We start from the raw sequence: 23,643 nt of genomic DNA, 5'->3' as shown, positions 1-23,643 counted from the left end.
GCCCATTCGTCCAGCAAAAGCGCCGCTGCCCTCGAATCTCTGTCAATAAAGGCAATATCGCTCGACCCGCCCGGCAAAGCAGATTATCTATAAATTCATGATTCAGCTTGCCCAGAACACTCCCGGCGAAACCATCGCAGCCCGCATCAGCCGTATCCTTGCCGACCGCATCATTGCGGGCGAGATCGAACCCGGCACAAAACTGCGACAGGATCACATTGCCGAAGAATTCGAGACCAGCCATGTGCCGGTCCGCGAAGCGTTCCGGCGACTGGAGGCTCAAGGCCTCGCTGTGTCGGAACCGCGGCGCGGCGTTCGTGTCGCGTCCTTCGATATCAGCGAGATCAGGGAAGTGGCGGAAATGCGGGCCGCGCTGGAGGTTCTGGCGCTGCGCCATGCCGCACCGCACATCACCCAGGCAACGCTCGATGCTGCCGAACAGGCAACGCTGGAAGGCGACAAGTCTCGCGACGTTCGAAGCTGGGAAGATGCCAACCGCCGCTTCCACCGGCTCATCCTCGAACCGTGCAAAATGCCGCGCCTGCTCGCCGCCATCGATGATCTTCATGCCGCCAGCGCACGGTTTCTTTTCGCCACATGGCGTTCGGAATGGGAAGCCCGTACCGACCACGACCATCGCGCCATATTGCAGGCGCTGCGCCAGAACGATGTCGACAGCGCAGCCACGATCCTCGCCCGGCACGTGCAATGGATCGGGCACCGCCCGGTCAAGACAGCATCGGGCAAGACGCGCGATTCGTTTGCCATCGTCGGCTGACGCTACGACACCCTGCAACCCCGCCTTAACCGACTTCGATTCCGCACGCAGATTTCAGGCGGCGGGAACGGCTTTTGCGTACAGCTTGCACCGCCATGCGGAGTGCTTTTTGTTCCGCCTCTTGCGTTTATCGTCAGGAGCTTTAAAAAGATATAGATCGAATCTCAATTTTATCTATAATTTGAGGAAACCATGACCACCATCACTCAGACGCGCCCATCCTTCAGCCCGCTTAATCTGGAAGCCCGCTCCCCTGCAATGCGCCTTGCGGCCGTTGCATTCGGCACGCTGGTTCTCGCTGTCTCATCGCAGATCGAAGTTCCGATGATCCCGGTTCCGATCACGCTGCAGACCCTGATCGTTCCGCTGATCGGCGCGCTCTATGGCTGGCGTCTTGGCATGGCCACGGTTCTGGCCTGGCTCGGTGAAGCCATGATGGGCCTGCCGGTTCTGGCTGGCGGCGCGGGCGGCATCGCCCATTTTGCAGGCCCGACCGCTGGCTATCTCGTATCCTTCCCGATCATCGCTGCCCTCACCGGCTATCTGGCAGAACGTGGCTGGAACGGTAACCGCGTCGGTCTCGCCTTTGTTTCGTTCCTTGCAGCCAATGTGATCTGCCTTGCCATTGGTGCGGCCTGGCTCGCCAGCATCATCGGCGCCGAAAAAGCCATCGCCTTCGGCGTGACGCCCTTCCTCATCGGTGGCCTCATCAAGTCGGCCCTCGGCGCTGCGATCCTCAAGGCGGCAGCACCGAACCGGTGACCATACGTCTGCGTGGCCATCATCTTCTTTGCATGCTGACTTATGTCGGCAAGGGCTACAGCCCGGCTTTCGTGGAAAACTACGACGCGATTGCCGGGCGGCTGAGCCAGGGAGAAGATATTTTTCTGGTCGATGGCCCGGATGACATCTGTGCGCCCCTGCTCTGCGGGGGCGCCGAAGGCAATTGCCATTGCTACGAAACAAGTGTCCGGATACGTGACCGGCTTGCGATGGAGGCAGTGGGCGAACTTTTCGGCCAGACGCTTTCCACGCAAAACGCATTCGATCTTGACGCGGAGCGACTTGCCGCGTTGCGCCGTGCATTTGCAAAAGGCACATTGCGCAAAGCCTGCGAGGGTTGCGAATGGTCGGACCTCTGCACGCGAATTGCCACAACAGACCAGTTTCACGGCGTTAAAATAACAAGGCCACCCAACGCTGCGTGAGATGGGTGGCCTTTTTGCAGAACCTTACTGCTGGCTCTTGCGCTTTCGCCGCGCCAGCATGTTGAGCGCCTCGACAAGCGCCGAAAAGCCCATGGCCGCATAGATATAGCCCTTCGGCACATGGAAGCCGAAACCGTCGGCTATCAGCGTCATGCCAATCATCAGCAGGAAGCCCAGCGCCAGCATGACGATGGTCGGGTTGGCCGCGATGAAGCGCGACAGCGGATCGGCTGCAAGCAGCATGACGGTGACGGCCGCGACCACGGCAATGACCATGATGGCGATCTCGTCGGTCATGCCGACGGCGGTGATGATCGAATCGACCGAGAAAACCAGATCGAGAATGAGGATCTGCACGATGGCGGCGCCCATGGTGAGCTGCGCCACCTTGCCGCCGATATTTTCCTTGCCGTCATCGGGATCGACCGTGTGGTGAATTTCCTTGGTCGCCTTCCAGACAAGAAACAGGCCACCGGCAATCAGGATGATGTCGCGCCATGAGAAGCCGTGACCGAACGCCTCGAAAATCGGGTCCTTGAGCTGGACGATGATCGAGATGGTGAAAAGAAGCGCCAGACGCAGAATGAGCGCCGCACCGATACCGATACGCCGCGCACGCGCCTGCTGCGAAGCGGGAAGCTTGTTGGTGAGGATCGAGATAAAGATCAGATTGTCGATACCGAGGACGACTTCCATCGTCACCAGCGTAACCAGCGCGGCCCAGCCGGCGGGGGTCGAAAGAAATCCCAGATACTCGGTAAGAAAATCCATCAGGCGGCGTCCCCTTGCAAAAAACTCGTTGCAAGGAGATAGGAACGCGAAAAGCCCGTTCAACGGGCAAAAAGCTGCCGGACGACAATAGAGGGCCGCCAGCAGATAACATCATGCTTCGACTGAAAATAAGACGTTATCGCCAGAACGCCGGAACAGTTTCTTCCAGATGAGGACCGATGCGCAGGGGAGCGGCCTTTTCGGCCAGCCCTGTACGGTCCGAAATCTCTATGCCGACGCCGCAGACGGTCGCCGGACCATTGGCCGCCTCGAAACGTCCTTTCGGCACTTTCGACAGGAAACGGTTGAGCGGCTCTTCCTTGTCCATGCCGAGCGATGAATCATAATCGCCGCACATGCCCGCATCCGACATATAGGCCGTGCCATTGCGCAATATCTGGCAATCTGCCGTCGGCACATGCGTATGTGTGCCGACAACCGCGCTGGCGCGACCATCGACAAAATGACCGAAACACTGCTTTTCGCTCGTCGCTTCGGCATGGAAATCGAAAAAGACGGCATCGGCCTGCTCACCGAGCGGACAGGCTTCCAGAATTTTCTCCGCCGCGATGAACGGATCGTCGAGATCGGGATGCATGAACACGCGGCCCATCACATTCGACACCAGAACGCGCGCGCCGTTTTTGGCGATATAAAGTCCCTCGCCTTTTCCGGCTGTGCCTTTCGGGAAATTTGCCGGGCGCAGGAAGCGATCTTCGCGGCGGGAGAAATCCAGCGCCTCGCGCTGATCCCAGACGTGGTTACCGGTCGTCACCACGTCGGCACCGGCACGGATGGTGTCGTGGAAAATCTCTTCGGTAATGCCGAATCCGCCCGCGGCGTTCTCGCCGTTGACGATGACGAAATCCAGCTTCAGATCGGAAATCAGCCCTGGCAGTTTTTCATATACTGCGGTGCGGCCCGACCGGCCCACCATATCACCAAGAAAAAGCAATCTCATGAAACCGCCTTATAAACCTGCGCCAAGCGAACGCAAGCCGCTTTCAGTCAAGATCTGGTTGAGCGCGATATCATGCGGCTCATCGGGCACATGCTCGACTTCCTGACAGTCGAAGGCCATGCCGATCAGAAGCGGCTGCAAGCCGCGCTGCGTGAAACGCGCCAGCGCGCGGTCGTAATGCCCGGCGCCGTAGCCGAGCCGATGCCCGCGCCGGTCGAAGCCCGCAAGCGGCATCAGCATGATCGCCGGATCGACCACCGGCGCATCGTCTCCCGGGCCCATAGTGCCGAAGCCGGTCTGCACCAGCTCGGCATCCGGCAGATATTCACGAAAGGCAATCGTTTCCTTGTCCAGAACGACGGGGAGACAGAGCCGTGCGCCCCTGGCGCGAAAGGCCGACAAGAGCGGGCGCGGATCGATTTCAGACCGGATCGGCCAATAGCCCGCGATCAATGTACCCTTGGGAACATCGATTGCGGCTTCGCCGATTTTCGCTGCAGCCAGTGAGGCCTCGTAATGAAAGCGGGGATCAAGCGCATCGCGAATCGCCAGAACCCTGCGCCTGAGTTCCTGCTTTTGAATGGGATCGCGCTCCGCTGCCGTCATTCCAAGCCACTCCCTGCTGCCGTGTTTCGTCATGCAGTGGAACCGCAATATGACAATCCGTCAAGTGACTCCGGTTGCCCCTTGAGCGATCTTCTCGGAACGGTCACGAATGACTTTCAAGACAACGCCGTGGAAGTCGTTCAGGAACAGTTTGCCCCACAGGTCGCAATAGAAATCGATCGGCGTTGCGATCCGGTAATGGGTCGTCAGCGTAAGGCGCGTATGGCCGTTCGCCAGCGGTTCAAGACTATAGTTGCCCTGCGCAAGCTTCAGATAGGTGCTGTCGACCTTGATATGCGCTTCCACCTCGGGCGGGATCGAACCGGGACCGAAGCGGAAGTCCCAAGCCAGCAACCGGTTTTCCTCCCATCGCGTGACGATTTCCTGAAAGTTCACCCCGCGTGTCCACCGAAGCTGACGCACAGCCCCGACGCCCTCCCCTTCCAGCCGCGCATCGACCGGCTGCGGCACGCCCAATATGCCGTGGCTGAATGTCCACGACAGTTCCTCCGGGCGCACGTTGCGAATCTCGACCGTCTGCCGCCACACCACCTCCGGCGGGGCCGCGATCTCGACTATTGTCGTGACGAAGCTGTCATGCGGAGCATAAGTGATCTGGAGCTCGGCGGGCAGCACAAGCAGCGGCAGCGCGATCACCAGAGTGGTCGAGCGCCGCGAGCGAAACTGCCGGATAATCCACAAGGTCACAGCCGACCCCAGCGCCGAGAACACCATGAAAAACGGAGCAGCCATGGCCACGCAAATGCCGGCCTCATGGAAAAGGACCATGCTGGTGATGACGAGTCCAGCGATGATGGCCCACCCCATGCGGACATGCCGCCACAGGCTCTTTTGCGCACGCGGATCGGACAGGCAGGAAGCAAGGCTTGCAACCGCCATCGGCAGCAACGCCATCCCGGCAATGACCGGCATCGCGTCCATGTAATGGCGCGACCAGATCATGAGATAAAGCAGAAGCCCGTAGACGAATGCGACGGGTATCGCGACGGCCAGTCTTTCCGATGTTACGGGCGATGCTGTTTGGGGAGATTTCATCAGGAAGCGCAAATTGTTGGAGTTTGCGCCTGTTTACGAACAAATTGTCCGTTAGATCAAGCTCATAGAGGAGCTGCGGCCAATCGAGAGAAGAAAGCGGCGACCACGACGACCGATGGTAGTGATTGATCCCGGGAACCTACAAAGTAGGTGGGCGCCATATGCGAAAGCCCGCAAGCCTTCACAGGGACAGCTCCCTTAGAGATCAATAAGGCCCCGGGGATGCTGTTACACCTGTCGGGAAGCGCAGTTCGCCAAGAGCCAATATAGTATCTGCCGGACCGGAACGCCAGTGGCTTGCGCTGGCTGGACAGGAAATCTTTTCAGAAAAATCCGGACGGCGATCAGGGCAGGATCATGGCCCTGACCCTAGCTGTTTCGCGGCGCAATGCGCGATGCCACCTGCTCTATGCGTGACGCCACTTCCGTCAGCAAGCCGGTCAGGGCGGCATCATTGCTGTCGGCGCGCCCCAAAGCCTCGTCACGCGAGCGGCGCAGCGTTTCCGCCTCGTTCTCCAGCCCGGTGATGCGTTTCTGCATCTCGGCCAGCTCATCCATCACCATGATGCCCGCCATGACGGTCAGGCGCAGATCGCCGATTTCCCCGAAGGACGATTTCAGATGGGCCACATACTGATCGAAGCGGTCGGCAAGCCCGGACAGATGCTCCTCCTGCCCCTCGTCGCAGGCCATACGGTAAGCTTTGCCATCGATGGTAACGGTAACGGTCGCCATGGTAGCCTCCTATCGGTCCAGAACAGCGCGGATTGTCTCCATGGCGGTCACGAGACGGCGCGAAACCTCGCGGTTGGCGGCTTCAAGCCGCTCGGCGCGCGCTTCGGACTGATCGAGTTCCTGGGCAAGACGGCTGCGATCCGCATTCATGCGCTGCACCTCTTCCTCGGCTTCGGCGAAATCGCCTTCCTTGTCCAGCCGCAGATCGACCGCTTGTTCAAGCGCGTTGAGTGCTTTTTCGAGCCGTTCCAAGACTTGCCTGAGGGTCGTATCGGGTGCCATCCATGTCCTTTCCAATGCCAATCGCAAGCCCTATTCAGGGACATCGAATCGCGCCTGCGGGACGGGCATCTTTGAAAAGATTGTAATAATCGACTGCCCGATAAGCAACAAATGAGGGGCATATACGAGCGTTCATACACCGTTATCGGTGCAAAAACGGCTTTTCGGTGGTTGCAATTAAGCTGTCGGCGCTACTCAATCGATTAGTCGCGGACAGTTTATTGCCCAAAACTCATCGGTTTATTGACTCCTTATGTGCAGGTGCTATGTGTCCCGGTGCCTTCTGGAGCGTGATCCTAAAACGCATGAAACCGTTCTCGATACGGATCGTGCTCAGGCAAAAGGCATCGCCGCAACCCCGTTAACCCCTCCCAAGGAAAGACGGCTGAGACCATGACCAATTCCGACAAACAAAACCAGATGGCAAACGCAATCCGCTTCCTCTCCATGGACGCGGTCGAGAAAGCCAATTCGGGCCATCCCGGCCTGCCGATGGGCGCAGCCGATATAGCGACGACGCTTTACACCCGTTTCCTCTCGCACGACCCGCAGAACCCGCATTGGCCGGATCGCGACCGTTTCGTGCTGTCCGCAGGCCACGGCTCGATGCTGCTTTATTCGCTGCTCTATCTTTCGGGTTACGAAGACATCACCATCGACGAGATCAAGAATTTCCGCCAGCTCGGCTCGCGCACGGCAGGACATCCCGAATATGGCCACGCCGCCGGTATCGAAACGACGACCGGCCCGCTCGGCCAGGGCATCGCCAATGCCGTCGGCATGGCGCTTTCCGAACGCATCCTCAATGCGCAGTTCGGCGACAGCCTCGTCAACCACTATACCTATGTGATCGCCGGTGACGGCTGCCTCATGGAAGGCATCAGCCAGGAAGCAATCGCGCTTGCCGGTCACCTGAAGCTGAACAAGCTGATCGTGTTCTGGGATGACAACAACATCTCGATCGACGGCCCGGTCACGCTTTCCGACAATACCGACCAGCCTGCCCGTTTCGCCGCTTCCGGCTGGAACACCATGGCTGTCGATGGCCATGACCAGGACGCCATTGCCAAGGCCATCGAGCTGGCCAAGGTTTCCGACAAGCCGACGCTCATCGCCTGCAAGACGACCATCGGCTTCGGCGCGCCGAACAAGGCTGGCACCAACAAGGTGCATGGCTCGCCGCTCGGTGCTGAAGAAATCGCCGCCACCCGCAAGGCTCTGGGCTGGAGTGCTGAACCTTTCGTCGTTCCGGCTGAAGTGCTGGACGCATGGCGTGTGGCTGGTCTCAATGCGGCCAAGAAGCGCCAGGAGTGGGAAAAGCGCCTTGCTGCCGCCGACGCTGAGACCCGCGCTGAATTCGAGCGCCGCATGCGTGGCGACCTGCCTGCAAACTTCGATGCAACCATCATCGAATACAAGAAGAAGCTTTCCGCCGACAAGCCGAAGGTCGCGACCCGCAAGTCTTCGGAAATGGCGCTGGAAGTCATCAATGGCGTTGTGCCGGAAACTATTGGCGGCTCTGCCGACCTCACCGGCTCCAACAACACCAAGACGAGCCAGACCAAGGCTGTGACGCCGGAAGATTACGGCCAGCGTTACGTCCATTACGGCATCCGCGAACACGGCATGGCTGCCGCCATGAACGGCATGACGCTGCACGGCGGTCTCATCCCTTACGGCGGCACCTTCCTGACCTTCTCGGATTATGCACGTCCGGCCATGCGTCTTTCCTCGCTGATGGGCATCCGCACCATCTATGTCATGACGCATGACTCCATCGGTCTTGGCGAGGACGGTCCGACCCACCAGCCGGTCGAGCATCTGGCTGCGCTGCGCGCCATTCCGAACCACAATGTGTTCCGTCCCGCCGACGCGGTCGAAACCGCCGAATGCTGGCAGATCGCCCTGCAATCGAAGAAGACCCCGTCAACGCTGGCGCTCACCCGCCAGAACCTGCCGACGGTCCGCACCGAGCATCGCGACGAAAACCTGTCGGCTTACGGCGCCTATGAGCTTGCTGCCGCAAGCAAGGACGCCAAGGTGACGATCTTCGCAACCGGCTCGGAAGTGGAAATCGCACTCAAGGCCCGCGACCTTCTGGAAGGCAAGGGCATCGCGACCCGCGTCGTTTCCGTCCCCTGCTTCGAGCTTTTCGAACAGCAGAGCGACGCCTACAAGACGGCGACCATCGGCGATGCGCCCGTGAAAGTGGCCATCGAAGCGGCAATCTCGCTCGGTTGGGAACGCTTCATCGGCGAAAACGGCATCTTCATCGGCATGAAGGGCTTCGGCGCTTCGGGTGAGATCAACGATCTCTACAAGCATTTCGGCATCACGGCAGAACATGCCGCCGAAGCTGCGGAGAAGAAGCTCAACGCCGCATGATTTAGAAAAACGCCGGCGCCCCAAAAACGCCGGCGTTTTGAGTTTTTGAACGTATCAGTTCGAATGAGACGCATCGCAAGATGCAGAACCCCATCGGGAGATTAAGAGAAAATGGCAGTTCGCGTCGCAATCAACGGCTTTGGCCGCATCGGTCGTAACATCCTCCGCGCCATCGTCGAGTCGGGCCGCACCGATATCCAGGTCGTCGCCATCAACGATCTCGGCCCTGTCGAAACCAACGCGCATCTCCTGCGCTATGACAGCGTTCATGGCCGTTTCCCCAAGGAAGTGAAGGTTGCAGGCGATACCATCGACGTCGGCTATGGCCCGATCAAGGTTCACGCCGTCCGCAACCCGGCTGAGCTGCCGTGGAAGGAAGAAGGCGTCGATATCGCTCTGGAATGCACCGGCATCTTCACCTCGCGCGACAAGGCCGCCATGCATCTGGAAGCAGGCGCCAAGCGCGTTATCGTTTCGGCTCCTGCCGATGGTGCCGACCTGACCGTCGTCTATGGCGTCAACCACGACAAGCTGACCAAGGATCATCTGGTCATTTCCAACGCTTCGTGCACCACCAACTGCCTGGCGCCGGTGGCTCAGGTCCTGAATGATGCCATCGGCATCGAAAAGGGCTTCATGACCACGATCCATTCCTATACGGGCGACCAGCCGACGCTGGACACCATGCACAAGGATCTCTACCGCGCCCGCGCCGCAGCTCTTTCCATGATCCCGACCTCGACGGGCGCAGCCAAGGCTGTCGGCCTCGTTCTGCCGGAGCTCAAGGGCAAGCTCGATGGCGTCGCCATCCGCGTGCCGACCCCGAACGTCTCGGTCGTGGACCTGACCTTCATCGCCAAGCGCGAAACGACTGTCGATGAAGTCAACAATGCGATCCGTGCCGCCGCCAATGGCCGCCTGAAGGGCATCCTCGGCTACACGGACGAGCCGCTCGTCTCGCACGACTTCAATCATGACTCCCATTCCTCGGTCTTCCACACGGATCAGACCAAGGTCATGGAAGGCACCATGGTGCGCATCCTGTCGTGGTACGACAATGAGTGGGGCTTCTCCAGCCGCATGGGCGATACTGCTGTCGCCTTCGGCAAGCTGATCTAAGCTCCGATCATGTTTCGCGCCCTTCTCCCCACCGTTGCGCGCTGGCGTCCGCTGGAAGGAGAAGGGCTCGAACATCTCAATCTCGGCCTCACGGGCCGCACGATCCGTGCTGAAAGCGTGGTGATTGGCGATCGCGGCGGCGCCCCTTATGGCGTGCGCTACAGCATCGACTGCAACAGCGCCTGGCATGTCCTCCATTTCCTGATCGAAACCACGTCCGGCCACCGGCTGGAGCTTGTTTCCGACGGCGAGGGCCGCTGGAACACGATGGCGGGCGATGCACTGCCCGAATTCGACGGCTGCATCGATATCGATCTGGCGGGAACCCCCTTTACCAACACGCTGCCCATCCGCCGCCTCGGCCTGACACCGGAAAGCGGCACCGTTCAGCTCGACATGCTTTACGTGCCGTTTGACAGTTTCCGCCCGCTGCGCGACCAGCAGCGCTATACCTGTATCGAGGAAGGACGGCGCTATCGTTACGAGGCAGCTGACCGCACCTTCACCGCCGAATTGCCCGTCGACGAGGACGGGCTTGTCACCGACTATCCAACCCTTTTCCGGCGCCTGCCTGTCTGAGCGATCCCCGCTCCACCGGCACCCGAAAGACAGTTATGGGAGAAAGACCATGAGTTTCCGCACTCTCGACGATACCGACGTCAAGTCCAAGCGCGTACTGGTCCGCGTTGATCTCAACGTGCCGATGGCGAATGGCGAAGTCACCGACCTGACCCGTATCGAGCGCATCGTGCCGACTATTGCCGAACTTTCGCGGAAAGGCGCAAAGGTCATCCTGCTCGCCCATTTCGGTCGTCCCAAGGGCGTTGCTTCGGATGAAAACTCGCTGAAGCATGTCGTGAAGCCGCTCTCCAAGGTTCTGGGCCACGGCGTTCATTTTGCTGAGGACTGCATTGGCGACAAGGCCAAGGCCGCTGTCGATGCGCTCAAGGACGGCGACGTTCTGCTTCTGGAAAACACCCGTTTCCACAAGGGTGAGGAAAAGAACGATCCGGCATTCGTGCAGGCGCTCGCCGCCAATGGCGATCTTTATGTGAATGACGCCTTTTCCGCCGCCCACCGCGCCCATGCCTCGACCGAAGGTCTGGCGCATGTCCTGCCTGCTTTCGCAGGCCGCGCCATGCAGGCCGAACTCGAAGCGCTGGAAAAGGGTCTCGGCAATCCGGCCCGCCCGGTTGTCGCCATTGTCGGCGGCGCAAAGGTCTCGACCAAGCTCGACCTCTTGTCCAACCTGATCGAAAAGGTCGATGCGCTCGTCATCGGCGGCGGCATGGCCAACACTTTCCTTGCAGCCAAGGGATACGATGTCGGCAAGTCGCTCTGCGAACATGAACTCGCTTCGACCGCCCGCGAAATCATGGCCAAGGCCGAAACCACCAAATGCGCGATCATCCTGCCGGTCGACGCCGTCGTGGGCTGGCACTTTGCAACCGACACGCCGAACCAGACCTATGGCGTCGATGCAGTGCCGAGCGACGGCATGATTCTCGATGCGGGCGCGTTTTCGACCGACCTGATCGCCTCGGCTATCGATGACGCCGCCACCCTTGTCTGGAACGGCCCGCTCGGTGCTTTCGAACTGCGCCCGTTCGACACCGCCACGGTCAAGACCGCCAAGCACGTCGCAGCGCGCACCAAGGCAGGCAAGCTGGTTTCGGTCGGCGGCGGCGGCGATACGGTCGCAGCGCTCAACCATGCAGGCGTTGCCGACGACTTCACCTACATTTCAACCGCAGGCGGCGCTTTCCTTGAATGGATGGAAGGCAAGCCGCTTCCCGGCGTCGATGTGCTGAAGAAATAATGCGATAAATCATCTTCTCATAAGCCCGGTTGATGCCGGGCTTCTTTTTTGGGCGTCAGTTTCAATAACCGGCCCGGATTGTCGTCCTCAATCAGCCAGATGGCACCGTCCGGCCCGACGGCCACATCACGGATACGGTTTTCCATTTCAAAGCGCTCGGCTTCATCCGCCTTGCCGTCCTTGTCGATTGCCACCCGCACCAGCGCCATGGAGGCAAGCCCTCCGATCAGCGCCGAACCGCGCCATTCGGGAAACATGTCTCCCTGGTAAAAGGCAAGCCCGGCCGGGGCAATCACCGGCGTCCAATAGACCAGCGGCGGCTCGAATTCCGGGCGTGTGCTATGGCGCGGGATCGGCCTGCCGCTATAATTGTCGCCATTGGAAACAACCGGCCAGCCGTAATTGAGACCGGGCTTGATGAGATTGAACTCGTCACCGCCCCGCGGTCCCATCTCATGCTCCCAGAGTTTTCCGTCGGGACCGAAGGCCAGCCCATAGGGGTTTCGGTGACCGGTGGTCCATGTCAGCGCCCGCAAACCATCCGCATCGGCGTGAGGATTATCCTTCGGAACGGACCCATCGAGGTTCATGCGGAGAATTTTCCCCATGGCTGCCGCATCGTCCTGCGCGGTTGCAGGCAACATGCGATCACCGACGGAGAAGAACAGATGCTTGCCGTCCGGCGCAAAGGCGATAATGCCGCCAGGCTGTCCGCCGCGAGCCGCAGCATCCTGTTTCCAGATCGTGGTTCTGTCCTTCAGCGCGGCCTTGCCGTCGCCTTCCTCCAGCACGGCACGTGCCAGAACGACGCTGCTGCCATTCTTCGCCGGTTCGTTATAGGAAAAATAGACCGCCCTGCTCTTTTCGAAGTCGGGTGCGGGCGCAATATCGAGCAGACCGTTCTGGCCGCTAAAGGCGACTTCCGGCACACCATCGACGGCAATTTTGTCACCCGTTTGCGTGACGACGAAAATCTTGCCGCCCTTCTCCGTCAGTAAAAGCCTGCCATCCGGCAGGAATGCAATCGCCCACGGCGTATCGAATTCGGCAACCGGCGTTACCGCAAACGGAGCATTTGCTGCGGCCTGCCTGTCGCCAGCGTTGATGCTCTCAGCCGAAGCGTTCAGCACCGGCAGGGCAACCATTGATGCGGCCAGTACAAAAGGCAGGCTAAAAAGGACGCGTCGCATATTTTCTCCTCAAATCCGGACAAGAGAAACGGGCGGGGTTTCCTCACTGGTTTCTTACATGGGGTTTGGGATCCGGATATAAAACCAGTTTCGTCAAAAACCTGCGACAGGAAGTATGAATACCTAAACCGTTTGAAAAATATTTCAATCGTTTCAAAGGCTTGCGCTTGCCACAGTTTTAACCAACACTCCCTCATCGCCTTGATAGAAGGAGCGTTGCATTATGACTGAACGTCTTGAAGATATTGCGATTGCACTGGTGACGGTGGGAAAAGGCATTCTCGCCGCCGATGAAAGCTCAGGCACCATCAAGAAGCGGTTTGACGCGATCCATCTGGAGTCCACCGAAGACTCGCGCCGCGACTATCGCGAGATGCTGTTCCGCGCCGACGATGCGATGAAGAACTATATTTCCGGCGTCATTCTCTATGATGAAACCATAAGGCAGAAAGCACGCGACGGCGCGCCGCTTGTCGAGATCATCCGCAACGCTGGCGCTGTTGCGGGCATCAAGGTGGACGCGGGCGCAAAGCCGCTTGCAGGTTTCGCGGGCGAAACAATTACCGAAGGTCTTGATGGTCTGCGGGAACGGCTTTCCGAATATTACGGTCTTGGCGCCCGTTTCGCCAAATGGCGCGCAGTGATTTCCATTTCCGATGGCCTGCCCACATGGGGCGCGGTGAAACAGAATGCGCAGGCTCTCGCCCGCTATGCAGCGCTTTGTCAGGAGGCGAACATCGTCCCCATCGTCGAACCGGAAGTGCTGATGGATGGCAAGCCGGGCGATCACACCATCGACCGCTGCTATGATGTGACGCAATGGGTCCTCAAGACGGTATTCAGCGAGCTCTACGATGCCCGCGTCAGGCTGGAAGGGATGATCCTCAAGCCGAACATGGTTATCGACGGCAAGAACGCCCGCAAGGCTTCCGTCGAGGAAGTGGCGGAAAAGACTGTCCGCTGTTTCCGCAATACGGTTCCGGCGGCGGTTCCGGGCATCGCCTTCCTCTCTGGAGGACAGACCGGCGAGGAAGCGACAGCCCATCTTTCCGCGATGAATGCGGGCTTCGACATGCCGTGGAAAATGACTTTTTCCTATGGCCGCGCATTGCAGGCGGCGGCGCTTGAGGCATGGGGCGGTAAGGAAGAAAATATCGCAGCCGGGCAGCGGGCTTTCGCGCATCGCGCAAGGATGAACGGCCTTGCCGCAACCGGCGGCTGGAAGAAGGATATGGAAAAGGCGGCCTGACCCGCCTTTTCATCCTTCGTGGAAGTGGAAGCCAACTGCCAGCGCCATGGCCAGAATGGAAATCACGCCGATTTTCCAGAAATCGCTGCGTCGCTTCAGTCCCGGCAGGCCGAACGGTTTGATGATGTGCAGCCCCATCAGGAGAACCAGCAATACGGGCAGGATTTTGGTCACGACGCACCTCTCTGTCTTCTTGTGGCGCAGTCAGGCCCCTGCCGCAAGGCTTGGAAACGCCAAACCGTTCCGCCTCCTTCTTAAGTTTCATGGACGAGCCGCAACCCGGCGGCGTAAACTGCGTTTCTGGAGGAGACGAACGCGCATGGAGGAGATGGGCCGGAGGAGGCCGATCTTGCGTTTTTGTCACCGGATAATCACCACGCGACGACCGCCCTCTGTCGGGACGGGGTTTGGCGCGTGCTTCTGGGAGGAACAGCATGACTTCGAAATATGCCGAAACCTATGCCGCATGGCAGAACGATCCTGAAGGCTTCTGGGCGGATGCCGCGGCGGCAATTGACTGGTTCAAGCCGTGGGACCGGGTTTTTGCAGGCGACGAAGGCGTCTATGGCCGGTGGTATGTCGGAGCCGAATGCAATACCTGCTACAATGCGCTTGACCGCCATGTCGCCAATGGGCGCGGCGACCAGGTCGCGCTGATCTACGAAAGTCCGGTCACCGGAAAGGTGCGCAAGTTTACCTATCGCGAACTGCTGGAAGAAGTAGAGGCGCTTTCCGCCGTCATGCTCGACAATGGCGTGAAGAAGGGCGACCGCGTCCTCATCTATATGCCGATGGTGCCGGAAGCAGCCGTCGCCATGCTGGCATCGGCGCGCATTGGGGCAATTCATTCCGTCGTGTTCGGCGGCTTTGCCGCCAATGAGCTTGCAACCCGCATCGACGATGCAAAGCCCGTCATGATTATTGCAGGCTCCTGCGGCATCGAGCCGACACGCGTCGTTCCCTATCAGGCCATGCTCGACAAGGCGATTTCACTTGCGCGCCACAAGGTCAATCATTGCATAATCCTGCAGCGCGAACAGCACCGGCACGAACCTGTGGCTGGCCGTGACATCGACTATCGCGAAGCTGTCGACGCCGCGCGTGGCCGTGCTGTGCCTTGCGTGCCGGTGGCCGCGACCGACCCGCTCTATGTGCTTTACACCTCCGGCACGACCGGCGCGCCGAAAGGCGTCGTCCGCGACAATGGCGGGCATATGGTGGCGCTGCTGTGGTCGATGAAAAATGTCTTCGGCGTCGAACCGGGCCAAGTCTGGTGGGCGGCATCCGATGTGGGCTGGGTCGTCGGCCATTCCTATATTGTCTATGCGCCCCTGCTTCTTGGCGCGACCAGCGTCCTGTTTGAAGGCAAGCCCATCGGCACCCCGGATGCAGGCGAATATTGGCGCATAATTGAAGAACACGGCGTTGAGGTGATGTTCACCGCACCGACCGCGCTGCGCGCCATCAAGAAGGAGGATGCGGACGGCCATTTCGTCCGCCGCCATGATCTCTCCGGATTCCGCGCCCTTTATCTTGCGGGCGAGCGCGCCGATCCCGACACGATCCACTGGGCTGAGGACCTGCTTGGCTGTCCCGTGATCGACCATTGGTGGCAGACGGAAAGCGGCTGGCCCATGGTCGCAAATCCGCTCGGCCTCGGTCTTCTGGAAACCAGATATGGTTCTCCCGCCGTCTGTCTTCCGGGCTACGACATTCGCGTGCTCGACGATGAAGGCCATGAACTCGAACGTGGCCAGCTCGGCAATATTCTCATCAAGCTGCCGCTGCCGCCGGGTTGCCTGCCGACGCTCTGGAATGCGGATGAGCGCTTCCGCAAGGCCTATCTGAACGAGTTTCCGGGCTACTATAAAACCGCCGATGCGGGCTATATGGATGAGGACGGTTATCTCTACATCATGAGCCGCACCGATGACATCATCAACGTCGCTGGCCACCGCCTGTCGACGGGCGCGATGGAAGAAGTGCTTTCCAGCCATCCCGACGTCGCCGAATGCGCGGTGCTGGGCATTTCCGATCCTCTGAAGGGGCAGGTTCCCTGCGGTTTTCTGGTGCTGAAATCCAATATCGAACGCGACCCGCAGGAGGTGGAGAAGGAATGTGTCAGCATGGTGCGTGACGTTATCGGCCCGGTTGCAGCCTTCCGGCTGGCGCTGACCGTGAAGCGCCTGCCCAAAACCCGCTCCGGCAAGATATTGCGCTCCACCATCCAGAAGATCGCCGATGGGGAAGAATGGAAGATGCCCGCGACCATCGATGACCCGGCAATTCTGGACGAAATCAGCACCGTTCTGCGCGAGCGGCACACCGGCCTTGCCTTCGCCTGATCGGGGCTCCCCGGCTATTGACCGGCGGTTGCCGCCGGTCCACTCTCCACGCAAACTGGAGATCGATCATGCAATTAGAAGGCAAGGTGGCAATTGTCACCGGCGCTGCCCGCGGTATTGGCTACGCCATAGCAAAGCGCTTCCTGATGGACGGTGCGAGTGTCGTCCTCTCCGACATCGACAATGCCGCAGCCACGCGCGCTGCCAGGGATCTGGAACAGTTCGGTCCGGTGCGCCACATGGCGGCGGATGTGGGCGACAAGCTCGACGTCCACAATCTTCTGACTTTTACCGTCACCAATGTTGGAGAGATCGACATTCTGGTGAACAATGCCGGCATCGTGCATCAGGCGGATTTCCTCGATCTCAAGGAAGAAGATTTCGACCGCGTGATGCGGGTCAATCTCAAAGGCGCATTTCTCTGCGGGCAAGCCGTGGCCAGGCGCATGGTGGAACGGGTCGAATCGGGCGGCGAACCCGGCACGATCATCAACATGTCATCGATCAACGCCATCTATGGCCTGCCGGAACAGCTCGCCTACTCCGTTTCCAAGGGCGGATTGAACCAACTGACACGCACTATGGCAGTAGCGCTCGCGCGCTGGGGGATTCGCGTCAACGCTATCGGCCCCGGCTCCATTGAGACGGACATGCTTTCCGCCGTGAATACCGATGCGGAATCCCGCAACAGGATATTGTCCAGAACTCCGCTCGGGCGCATCGGCCAAGCTTCTGAAATTGCTTCGATAGCGTCATTCCTGGCGTCGGAGGATGCAAGCTATGTGACGGGCCAGACCATCTATGCAGATGGCGGGCGCCTGCCCCTCAGCTATATGGCTGCGCCGCGCTACAAGGCATGATGTTGCGATCCCGCCTTAACAGGATGATAATAAAACACGCATTCGCTCCTGACAGATAGCTGTCAGGAGGGGTGTGCGATACTGCGTACCCAAGGATGAGGGAGTTTTCACCATGGCACTCGCAATCGCACCATTGATCGCAATTTTGAAGGAATACAGGCGCAGGCAGGACGAACGCCGCCGGTTTATCCGCACCCAGCGCGTCATCGACGGCCTGCCAAAAGACCTGCGCAAGGATCTGGGCTGGCCGGATCGTTATCTGGAACAGCGCAACACCAATTATTGCAGCGGAAAGTAAGACCGGAATGCGCCGCGCGGACCGCCTTTTCCAGATTGTTCAGCACCTGCGCGGTGGCAGGCTTGTCACCGCGCGCCAATTGGCCGAACGGCTGGAAGTCTCCGAACGCACCATCTATCGCGACATTTCCGATCTGCAATCGACCGGCGTCCCCATCGATGGCGAAGCCGGCGTCGGTTATATTCTGCGGCAGGGCTTTGAACTCCCGCCGCTGATGTTCACGCGCGACGAAATCGTGGCTCTTGTCGCCGGGGCGCGCCTCATCCGCGCATGGGGCGGCGTTTCCATGGCGCGCGGCGCGGAAGAGGCTCTCGTCAAGATCGAAGCCGTTCTGCCCAAGGAAGAGCGTGCCCGCATCACCAGCACGCAGATTCACGCGCCGACGGCGCGTATCAGCATGGACGAACGCCGCATCATCGACGCGGTGGAACGCGCGGTCGATCAGGGCAATGTACTCAATATCCGCTATCGCGATCTGGAATCGCGTGAAAGCGAGCGTGATATTCGCCCGCTCGGCCTTTGGTTCTGGGGCAAGGTCTGGACGGTTATCGGCTGGTGCGAATTGCGCAACGCCTTCCGCACATTCCGCACCGACCGCATCGTGGAAGCGAGCGACGCAGGTCGCCTCTTCCGGGCCGAACGCGGCAAGACGCTGGCGGATTTCTACCGCCTCATGGAACTGAGCGAATATAACGCCTTCAAGGACTGAGTACCTCCCAAGGCAAAAGAAAAAGCCCGGCTGATAAAACCGGGCTTTTTTGGCATTTCTGTAAAGCGATTTCTCGTCCAGACTATTCGTCTTCGTCTTCGTCCGGGGTCGAGCTCTTGAGCGAAGAGAGCTTGGCGAAAACCTTGTCCGCGTCGAGTTCGTCTTCCGCGGGCTGTTCGTCACGATAGTCGAAATTCTCGGTCGCGGAAGCTGGAAGCAAGGTGCTGTCCGCTTCCGGCGTGGCCGGACGATTGCGCGACGCGCGTTCGACTTCGATGTCGAGATCGATCTGCGAGCAAAGGCCAAGCGTCACCGGGTCCATCGCCGTCAGATTGGCGGAGTTCCAGTGCGTGCGATTGCGAATCTGCTCGATGGTCGACTTGGTCGTGCCGATCAGGCGGGAAATCTGCGCATCCTTCAGCTCAGGATGATTGCGCACCAGCCAGAGAATCGCATTCGGGCGGTCCTGACGCTTGGAAAGCGGCGTGTAACGCGGGCCCTTGCGCTTGGCTTCAGGAACGCGAACCTTCGGTTCGGAAAGCTTCAGGCGATAATATGGGTCCTTTTCGCCCTTCGCGATTTCTTCACGCGAAATCTGGCCAGTGATGACCGGGTCGAGACCCTTGATGCCCTGCGAAGCTTCACCGTCGGCAATAGCCTTCACTTCCAGCGGGTGCAGCTTGCAGAAAGCGGCAATCTGGTCAAACGACAGAGCCGTATTATCGACAAGCCAAACGGCCGTTGCCTTCGGCATAAGAAGCTGGGTGGCCATTAGATATAATCCTTCTGTTCGTCCGCTCCGGTGGCGCGGGACGTGGGCAAAACCACAATTTCCGGGAAATCACGGCCTATATATCGTTTTTTTATCGCCAGAGCAAGAATGGCTCTCAGGCTTAAGCAATATCGAGTACGATCTTGCCGATATGCCTTCCCTCCTCCATGCGCTCATGCGCACGCCAGGCGTCTTTCAGCGAAAAGATCATATCCATCACCGGCGCAACACGGCGCTGCGCCAGAAGCGGCCAGACCTTCGCCTCCAGTTCGCGCGCGACGCCAGCCTTGAAATCGACGGGCCGCGGACGCAGCGTGGAGCCGGTATGGGTCAGACGCTTGGTCATCAACAGCGCGAAATTGGCCGTGGCTTTCGCACCATTGAGAAAAGCGATCTGCACGATGCGGCCATCTTCCGCAGCAGCCTTGTAATTACGGTCCACATAATCGCCGCCGACCATGTCGAGAATCACATCGGCACCCCTGCCGTTAGTCACTTCCTTTACGACCTCGACGAAATCCTCCTCGCGATAGTTGACGGCGCGATCTGCCCCGAGCTTCAGGCAGGCGTCGCATTTTTCCTTCGAGCCGGCGGTTGCAATCACGGTCGCGCCGAACGCCTTGGCCAGCTGGATGGCCGTCGTGCCGATCCCGGATGAGCCGCCATGAACCAGAAAGGTCTCACCCTTCTTCAATCCTCCGCGTTCGAACACATTGTGCCAGACGGTGAAGAAAGTTTCCGGGATCGCAGCCGCTTCGATATAGCCGTAGCCGGAAGGCAGGGGCAGCGCATTGGTTTCATGCACGGCGGCATATTCTGCATAGCCGCCGCCGGCCAGCAATGCGACCACCTGATCGCCGGTCTTGAAACGCTTCACCCCGCTGCCGACGGCAACGATATCACCGGCAATCTCCAACCCCGGAATATCGGAGGCGCCGGGCGGCGGCGCATATTGTCCCAGCCGCTGCAAAACATCCGGCCGGTTGACCCCAGCCGCGCGCACACGCACCAGAACTTCACCCTCCCCCGGTTCCGGCACCGAGCGCTGAACCGGGCGAAGCATATGCGGTCCACCCGGTGCGGAAATTTCGATAGCGGTCATTTGGGAAGGCAGGTCGGCCATCATCTTCAAAACTCCATTCAGATTTCTAGCCCTGCGCGTCGTCGCAGAAATGCCGCATGACGGATGCAAGACGCCACGTTAGGGAAATCGTCATCGATTTTCCCAAATATATATGCGACGATTCAAGGTGTTAAATCTTTTCTGAGCCATCATTGACCACGGAGGAAGGCTATGAGCGGTTTTGATGAGGATATGGTGAAGCCCCACAACAGCGTGACGCTAAGCGAAGAGGAGCTATCGTTGCTTTCGGTCACGGAGATTGATCAGCGCATTGCCCTGCTGCAATCCGAAATAGAGCGATTGAAGACAGAACGCCTCAAGAAGGGCGACAGCCGCGCTGCGGCAGAAGCATTGTTTCGATAGGAATGAGGTCGTCGACGGGAATGGATGCCGAGACAAACAGCCGGAACCATTTCCGGACGACGGGCTTTAGGAACAACAGTCATTGATCGCAACGATCACGCATCGGTCTCAACACTGACAATCCGGCTTCAGATTTCGGGAATAGAATTTTGCGCATTTACATTCAGGTTCTGGCCCTTCTCTGCGGCACAGCTTTCCTCCTCATGGCTTCGGGACTCCATGGTCTTTTGCTGCCGCTGCGCGGCGGCGCGGAAGGCTTTTCAGTAACCTCGCTTGGCATGCTCGGCACAACCTGGGCCGGAGGTTTCGTGGCTGGCTGTCTGTTTGCGCCGCGCCTTGTGCGCCGCGTCGGCCATGTGCGGGCATTTGGCTGTTTTGCCGCGTCGGCTGCGATCATCGCCCTCCTGTCCGGCATCTTCGTGGACGCCACCATCTGGGTGATCCTGCGCGCCTTCACCGGCTTTTCCATGGCCGGCGCCTTCATGGTCATCGAAAGCTGGCTGAATGAGCGCGCAACCAACGAATCGCGCGGCAAGATTTTCGGCATGTACATGATGGTCAACTATGGGGCCACCATGACTGGCCAGATGCTGGTGGCGGCAGGCGATGTGCGCTCCGACCACCTGTTCATGATAAGCGGCGTCTTCTTCTGTCTGGCCCTTATCCCGACCGCGATTTCTACAGCCGTCAGTCCCAAGCCGCTGACGGAAGTGCAACTTGATCTCAAGGCGCTCTATAATAATTCGCCCGCCGCCTTCGTCGGGTGCATCCTGATCGGCATCGCCAATGGCGCCTGGGGTACGCTTGGAGCGGTCTTCGGCGCGAAATCCGGTATTTCCACCACTGAAATCGCCCTGATGGTCAGCGTCACCATCGCAGCTGGTGCCCTGATGCAGATTCCGATCGGGCGTATTTCCGATCTGGTCGACCGGCGTTTTGTTCTGGCAAGCGTGGCGGCGCTGGCGGCTCTCGTCGGTCTCATCGCCTTTCTCGTCGCCCCATCCAGCGGTCCTGTCATCATTACAATGACCGGCTGTTATGGCGCGCTCGCCTATGCCCTCTATCCCGTTGCCGTCGCCCATGCGAACGATCACGCGACGTCGGAAAGCTTCGTGAAAGTATCAAGCGGGCTTTTGCTGCTTTACGGCTTCGGCACAATGCTCGGGCCGTTGCTGGCAGCCGCCGCCATGGATATTTTCTGGCCGTCCGGCCTCTTCGCCATCACCATGCTCGCGCATATTTCCATCACCGGCTATGCATTGTTCCGGTCACGCAAGCGCGCATCCGTCCCGAAAGAAGAGAAAGACCAGTTCAAGAGCATGCCTTCCGAGCGCAGTGCAACGCCGGAAGCGCTCAATCTTGATCCGAGAGCCGAGACGGATGGATAAAGCATGCCTCCCAAAAGTGGGAACCGCCTTCGCGGGGAAATCAGTCCACTGGACTGATTTCTGATCTTGGCTCTCGATGGGATCAAGACGTGCGTGAAAACAAAAGCTTAAAGCCTGTCGTATGAACGGAATAAAATGCGACACGCTTTAAGTTGCATCAAGTTGCGTTGGGAGCGGCGGCGTTGTGATCAATTTGTTTTTAAATAATTGAATCAATATGTTCGGCGGCTGTGTCACAGCCGCCAAGACCGCATTTCTTGTGTCTATGGCTTGAGACGCCGTATCGAACCGCGATCAAAGCGCGGCTTTTCCCGTTAGTGACGGGTTACCTGAGATCTCAATTTTTCAATCTGCTCCTTAAGCATAAGCTTCTTGCGCTTCAGAGATGCAACATGCAGATCATCCATTGCCGGTGACGCAATGGCTTCGGAAATTTCCTGTTCCAGAGCGCCGTGCTTCTTTTCAAGCGTGGCAAGATGGGACTCAATAGCCATCATCAGATCTCCTTTGGTTGATTTCCCTGGTTTGCGGAGCAACCTGGACCTTGCTTGCCCGCTGCCCCGCCATTCAGCCTGCATGAACGCCCGGTACACCTCCTGTATTCCGGGCCAGACACGCAGTCCCGGCTGCCGAGGATGCGGTATTTTTGTCGCCTTCGACAGCCGCATCCATGACAGAACCATGACAGTTTGGCACGAGTTTGGTGCAAAGTCGATTTTGTCGTGGTAGCATTTTCCTGACGCGAAAAATGTGATAAGGGCTTCGCCTGAAACGGGCTGATGCCGCGCCTTTTTAGGGTTCGGTGCGGCCCGTAAAACTATTCAACGAAACGGGGTTCGCATGTCCGATCAGGAACAGGCCGAAATCAGATTGGCCGTCGCGCGTCTGAAACAGGAACACGCGGATTTCGATGCGGCTATCAACGCTATGATAGCAACGGGCTGCGACCAGTTGCGCGTCCAGCGCATGAAGAAGAAAAAACTCGCAATCAAGGACAAGTTGCAGGAGATGGAAGATCAGGTCATCCCCGACATCATCGCCTGAACGCTGAGAACGATACATGAGAGAGCCGGGGTCCGCCCGGCTTTGTCGTTTTGACACCACGAATGAAAACCGGAGCAGAAAGATCAATGAGCGTTACTGCCGACGTCGCCATCATCATGGGAAGCCAGTCCGACTGGGAGACCATGCGCCATGCAGCAGACACACTGGAGGCGCTCGGCATTTCCTTCGATGCCCGGATCGTTTCCGCGCACCGCACCCCTGACCGGCTCGTCGCTTTCGCCAAGGGCGCGAAAGCTGAAGGGTTTAAGGTCGTTATCGCCGGCGCGGGTGGCGCGGCCCATCTGCCCGGCATGGCCGCAGCCATGACCCCACTCCCGGTTTTCGGCGTTCCCGTTCAGTCCAAGGCGCTTTCAGGCCAGGATTCGCTTCTCTCCATCGTGCAGATGCCAGCAGGCATTCCTGTCGGCACGCTGGCCATCGGTCGCGCCGGCGCGGTCAATGCCGCCCTCCTCGCCGCAGCCGTTCTGGCGCTTTACGATGAAGCGCTTGCAGCCCGTCTCGACGAGTGGCGCAGGGCGCAAACGGAAAGTGTGGCCGAGCGCCCTTCGAACGAGGCCTGAC

At 59.2% G+C, this 23,643-nt stretch carries 27 protein-coding genes and 1 other RNA gene; 16 read left to right on the top strand and 12 right to left on the bottom strand.

Annotated elements, in window-relative coordinates; all coding sequences use genetic code 11:
* Positions 1-97: 97 nt before the first annotated feature.
* The 3 genes from AC0TNJ_RS08175 to AC0TNJ_RS08165 all read left to right on the top strand — a co-directional run bounded on the left by AC0TNJ_RS08175 (position 98) and on the right by AC0TNJ_RS08165 (position 1,986).
* The gene (locus tag AC0TNJ_RS08175) at positions 98-778 is read left to right on the top strand and encodes a GntR family transcriptional regulator (RefSeq protein WP_122000328.1); all 681 of its coding nucleotides are present in this window, start codon (positions 98-100) and stop codon (positions 776-778) included.
* A gap of 192 nt (positions 779-970) precedes the next feature.
* Positions 971-1,540, top strand: coding sequence for a biotin transporter BioY (locus AC0TNJ_RS08170; RefSeq protein WP_473770801.1), 570 nt, complete (start codon positions 971-973; stop codon positions 1,538-1,540).
* Entirely contained in the window at positions 1,537-1,986 is a 450-nt protein-coding gene (locus AC0TNJ_RS08165; protein WP_473770800.1) for a DUF1284 domain-containing protein, read from the top strand. The genes AC0TNJ_RS08170 and AC0TNJ_RS08165 overlap by 4 nt, the downstream gene beginning before the upstream one ends.
* A gap of 24 nt (positions 1,987-2,010) precedes the next feature.
* Here the strand turns inward: AC0TNJ_RS08165 and AC0TNJ_RS08160 are convergent, their stop codons facing one another.
* The 7 genes from AC0TNJ_RS08160 to AC0TNJ_RS08130 all read right to left on the bottom strand — a co-directional run bounded on the left by AC0TNJ_RS08160 (position 2,011) and on the right by AC0TNJ_RS08130 (position 6,397).
* A complete protein-coding gene (locus tag AC0TNJ_RS08160) occupies positions 2,011-2,757 on the bottom strand; it encodes a TerC family protein (RefSeq protein WP_473767334.1) in 747 nt (248 codons plus the stop codon).
* A 136-nt stretch (positions 2,758-2,893) separates the two neighbouring features.
* Positions 2,894-3,718 (bottom strand): TIGR00282 family metallophosphoesterase, encoded by an 825-nt coding sequence (locus tag AC0TNJ_RS08155; protein ID WP_122000324.1) that lies wholly within the window; start codon positions 3,716-3,718, stop codon positions 2,894-2,896.
* 9 nt (positions 3,719-3,727) lie between these two features.
* Positions 3,728-4,324, bottom strand: a complete 597-nt coding sequence (locus tag AC0TNJ_RS08150) for a 5-formyltetrahydrofolate cyclo-ligase (RefSeq protein WP_473770799.1) — start codon at positions 4,322-4,324, stop codon at positions 3,728-3,730.
* Between the two features lie 60 nt (positions 4,325-4,384).
* Positions 4,385-5,380: an SRPBCC family protein gene (locus AC0TNJ_RS08145; protein ID WP_473770798.1), complete on the bottom strand. Its 996-nt coding sequence runs from the start codon at positions 5,378-5,380 to the stop codon at positions 4,385-4,387.
* Between the two features lie 97 nt (positions 5,381-5,477).
* Positions 5,478-5,636, bottom strand: a non-coding RNA gene (ssrS, locus tag AC0TNJ_RS08140) — 6S RNA.
* Positions 5,637-5,749: 113 nt separating this feature from the next.
* Positions 5,750-6,115, bottom strand: a complete 366-nt coding sequence (locus AC0TNJ_RS08135; RefSeq protein ID WP_473770797.1) for a cell division protein ZapA — start codon at positions 6,113-6,115, stop codon at positions 5,750-5,752.
* Positions 6,116-6,124: 9 nt separating this feature from the next.
* Positions 6,125-6,397: a DUF4164 domain-containing protein gene (locus AC0TNJ_RS08130; RefSeq protein ID WP_006473231.1), complete on the bottom strand. Its 273-nt coding sequence runs from the start codon at positions 6,395-6,397 to the stop codon at positions 6,125-6,127.
* 393 nt (positions 6,398-6,790) lie between these two features.
* Between AC0TNJ_RS08130 and tkt the strand changes: the two genes are divergently transcribed.
* From tkt to AC0TNJ_RS08110, 4 genes are all read left to right on the top strand, one after another.
* On the top strand, positions 6,791-8,782 hold the full coding sequence (gene tkt, locus AC0TNJ_RS08125; RefSeq protein ID WP_122000321.1) for a transketolase: 1,992 nt from the start codon (positions 6,791-6,793) through the stop codon (positions 8,780-8,782).
* A 111-nt stretch (positions 8,783-8,893) separates the two neighbouring features.
* Positions 8,894-9,901 (top strand): type I glyceraldehyde-3-phosphate dehydrogenase, encoded by a 1,008-nt coding sequence (gap, locus tag AC0TNJ_RS08120; protein ID WP_021588015.1) that lies wholly within the window; start codon positions 8,894-8,896, stop codon positions 9,899-9,901.
* Positions 9,902-9,910: 9 nt separating this feature from the next.
* A complete protein-coding gene (locus AC0TNJ_RS08115) occupies positions 9,911-10,480 on the top strand; it encodes a putative glycolipid-binding domain-containing protein (RefSeq protein ID WP_122000320.1) in 570 nt (189 codons plus the stop codon).
* A gap of 49 nt (positions 10,481-10,529) precedes the next feature.
* A complete protein-coding gene (locus AC0TNJ_RS08110; protein WP_473770796.1) occupies positions 10,530-11,720 on the top strand; it encodes a phosphoglycerate kinase in 1,191 nt (396 codons plus the stop codon).
* 17 nt (positions 11,721-11,737) lie between these two features.
* Here AC0TNJ_RS08110 and AC0TNJ_RS08105 read toward each other — a convergent pair whose 3' ends face one another.
* Positions 11,738-12,910, bottom strand: a complete 1,173-nt coding sequence (locus AC0TNJ_RS08105; protein WP_473770795.1) for a PQQ-dependent sugar dehydrogenase — start codon at positions 12,908-12,910, stop codon at positions 11,738-11,740.
* Between the two features lie 223 nt (positions 12,911-13,133).
* On the opposite strand from AC0TNJ_RS08105, the gene AC0TNJ_RS08100 reads away from it, so the two are divergent.
* Positions 13,134-14,159 carry a class I fructose-bisphosphate aldolase gene (locus tag AC0TNJ_RS08100; protein ID WP_473770794.1) on the top strand — a complete coding sequence of 342 codons (1,026 nt, stop codon included), beginning with the start codon at positions 13,134-13,136 and terminating at the stop codon, positions 14,157-14,159.
* A gap of 9 nt (positions 14,160-14,168) precedes the next feature.
* Here AC0TNJ_RS08100 and AC0TNJ_RS08095 read toward each other — a convergent pair whose 3' ends face one another.
* A complete protein-coding gene (locus tag AC0TNJ_RS08095; RefSeq protein ID WP_286167637.1) occupies positions 14,169-14,363 on the bottom strand; it encodes a hypothetical protein in 195 nt (64 codons plus the stop codon).
* A gap of 230 nt (positions 14,364-14,593) precedes the next feature.
* Between AC0TNJ_RS08095 and AC0TNJ_RS08090 the strand changes: the two genes are divergently transcribed.
* From AC0TNJ_RS08090 to AC0TNJ_RS08075, 4 genes are all read left to right on the top strand, one after another.
* On the top strand, positions 14,594-16,504 hold the full coding sequence (locus tag AC0TNJ_RS08090) for a propionyl-CoA synthetase (protein ID WP_473770793.1): 1,911 nt from the start codon (positions 14,594-14,596) through the stop codon (positions 16,502-16,504).
* A 68-nt stretch (positions 16,505-16,572) separates the two neighbouring features.
* Complete coding sequence (locus AC0TNJ_RS08085) at positions 16,573-17,364, top strand: 3-oxoacyl-ACP reductase family protein (protein ID WP_122000315.1); 792 nt, start codon at positions 16,573-16,575, stop codon at positions 17,362-17,364.
* Between the two features lie 112 nt (positions 17,365-17,476).
* Entirely contained in the window at positions 17,477-17,662 is a 186-nt protein-coding gene (locus tag AC0TNJ_RS08080) for a hypothetical protein (protein ID WP_473770792.1), read from the top strand.
* Positions 17,663-17,669: 7 nt separating this feature from the next.
* Positions 17,670-18,371, top strand: a complete 702-nt coding sequence (locus AC0TNJ_RS08075) for a helix-turn-helix transcriptional regulator (RefSeq protein WP_006467756.1) — start codon at positions 17,670-17,672, stop codon at positions 18,369-18,371.
* An 82-nt stretch (positions 18,372-18,453) separates the two neighbouring features.
* Here AC0TNJ_RS08075 and AC0TNJ_RS08070 read toward each other — a convergent pair whose 3' ends face one another.
* Positions 18,454-19,143, bottom strand: coding sequence for a DUF1013 domain-containing protein (locus AC0TNJ_RS08070; protein ID WP_473770791.1), 690 nt, complete (start codon positions 19,141-19,143; stop codon positions 18,454-18,456).
* Positions 19,144-19,264: 121 nt separating this feature from the next.
* Positions 19,265-20,269, bottom strand: coding sequence for an NAD(P)H-quinone oxidoreductase (locus AC0TNJ_RS08065; protein WP_473770790.1), 1,005 nt, complete (start codon positions 20,267-20,269; stop codon positions 19,265-19,267).
* 168 nt (positions 20,270-20,437) lie between these two features.
* Here AC0TNJ_RS08065 and AC0TNJ_RS08060 point away from each other — a divergent pair, with 168 nt between their 5' ends.
* Together AC0TNJ_RS08060 and AC0TNJ_RS08055 are read left to right on the top strand one after the other, a co-directional pair.
* The gene (locus AC0TNJ_RS08060) at positions 20,438-20,629 is read left to right on the top strand and encodes a DUF1192 family protein (protein WP_473770789.1); all 192 of its coding nucleotides are present in this window, start codon (positions 20,438-20,440) and stop codon (positions 20,627-20,629) included.
* Positions 20,630-20,778: 149 nt separating this feature from the next.
* Positions 20,779-22,017 (top strand): MFS transporter, encoded by a 1,239-nt coding sequence (locus AC0TNJ_RS08055; RefSeq protein WP_122000310.1) that lies wholly within the window; start codon positions 20,779-20,781, stop codon positions 22,015-22,017.
* A 314-nt stretch (positions 22,018-22,331) separates the two neighbouring features.
* On the opposite strand, the gene AC0TNJ_RS08050 is transcribed toward AC0TNJ_RS08055, so the two are convergent.
* Positions 22,332-22,514 (bottom strand): YdcH family protein, encoded by a 183-nt coding sequence (locus tag AC0TNJ_RS08050; RefSeq protein WP_180350104.1) that lies wholly within the window; start codon positions 22,512-22,514, stop codon positions 22,332-22,334.
* A 343-nt stretch (positions 22,515-22,857) separates the two neighbouring features.
* On the opposite strand from AC0TNJ_RS08050, the gene AC0TNJ_RS08045 reads away from it, so the two are divergent.
* Together AC0TNJ_RS08045 and purE are read left to right on the top strand one after the other, a co-directional pair.
* Positions 22,858-23,061, top strand: coding sequence for a DUF465 domain-containing protein (locus tag AC0TNJ_RS08045; protein WP_122000309.1), 204 nt, complete (start codon positions 22,858-22,860; stop codon positions 23,059-23,061).
* Positions 23,062-23,147: 86 nt separating this feature from the next.
* The gene (gene purE, locus AC0TNJ_RS08040) at positions 23,148-23,642 is read left to right on the top strand and encodes a 5-(carboxyamino)imidazole ribonucleotide mutase (RefSeq protein ID WP_122000308.1); all 495 of its coding nucleotides are present in this window, start codon (positions 23,148-23,150) and stop codon (positions 23,640-23,642) included.
* The last annotated feature ends 1 nt before the right edge of the window (position 23,643 follow it).

The organism is Ochrobactrum sp. PL_is483 (genome assembly GCF_055816855.1).
The sequence above is the reverse complement of the archived record's forward strand: the minus strand, read 5'-3'. Positions and strand labels throughout refer to the sequence as shown.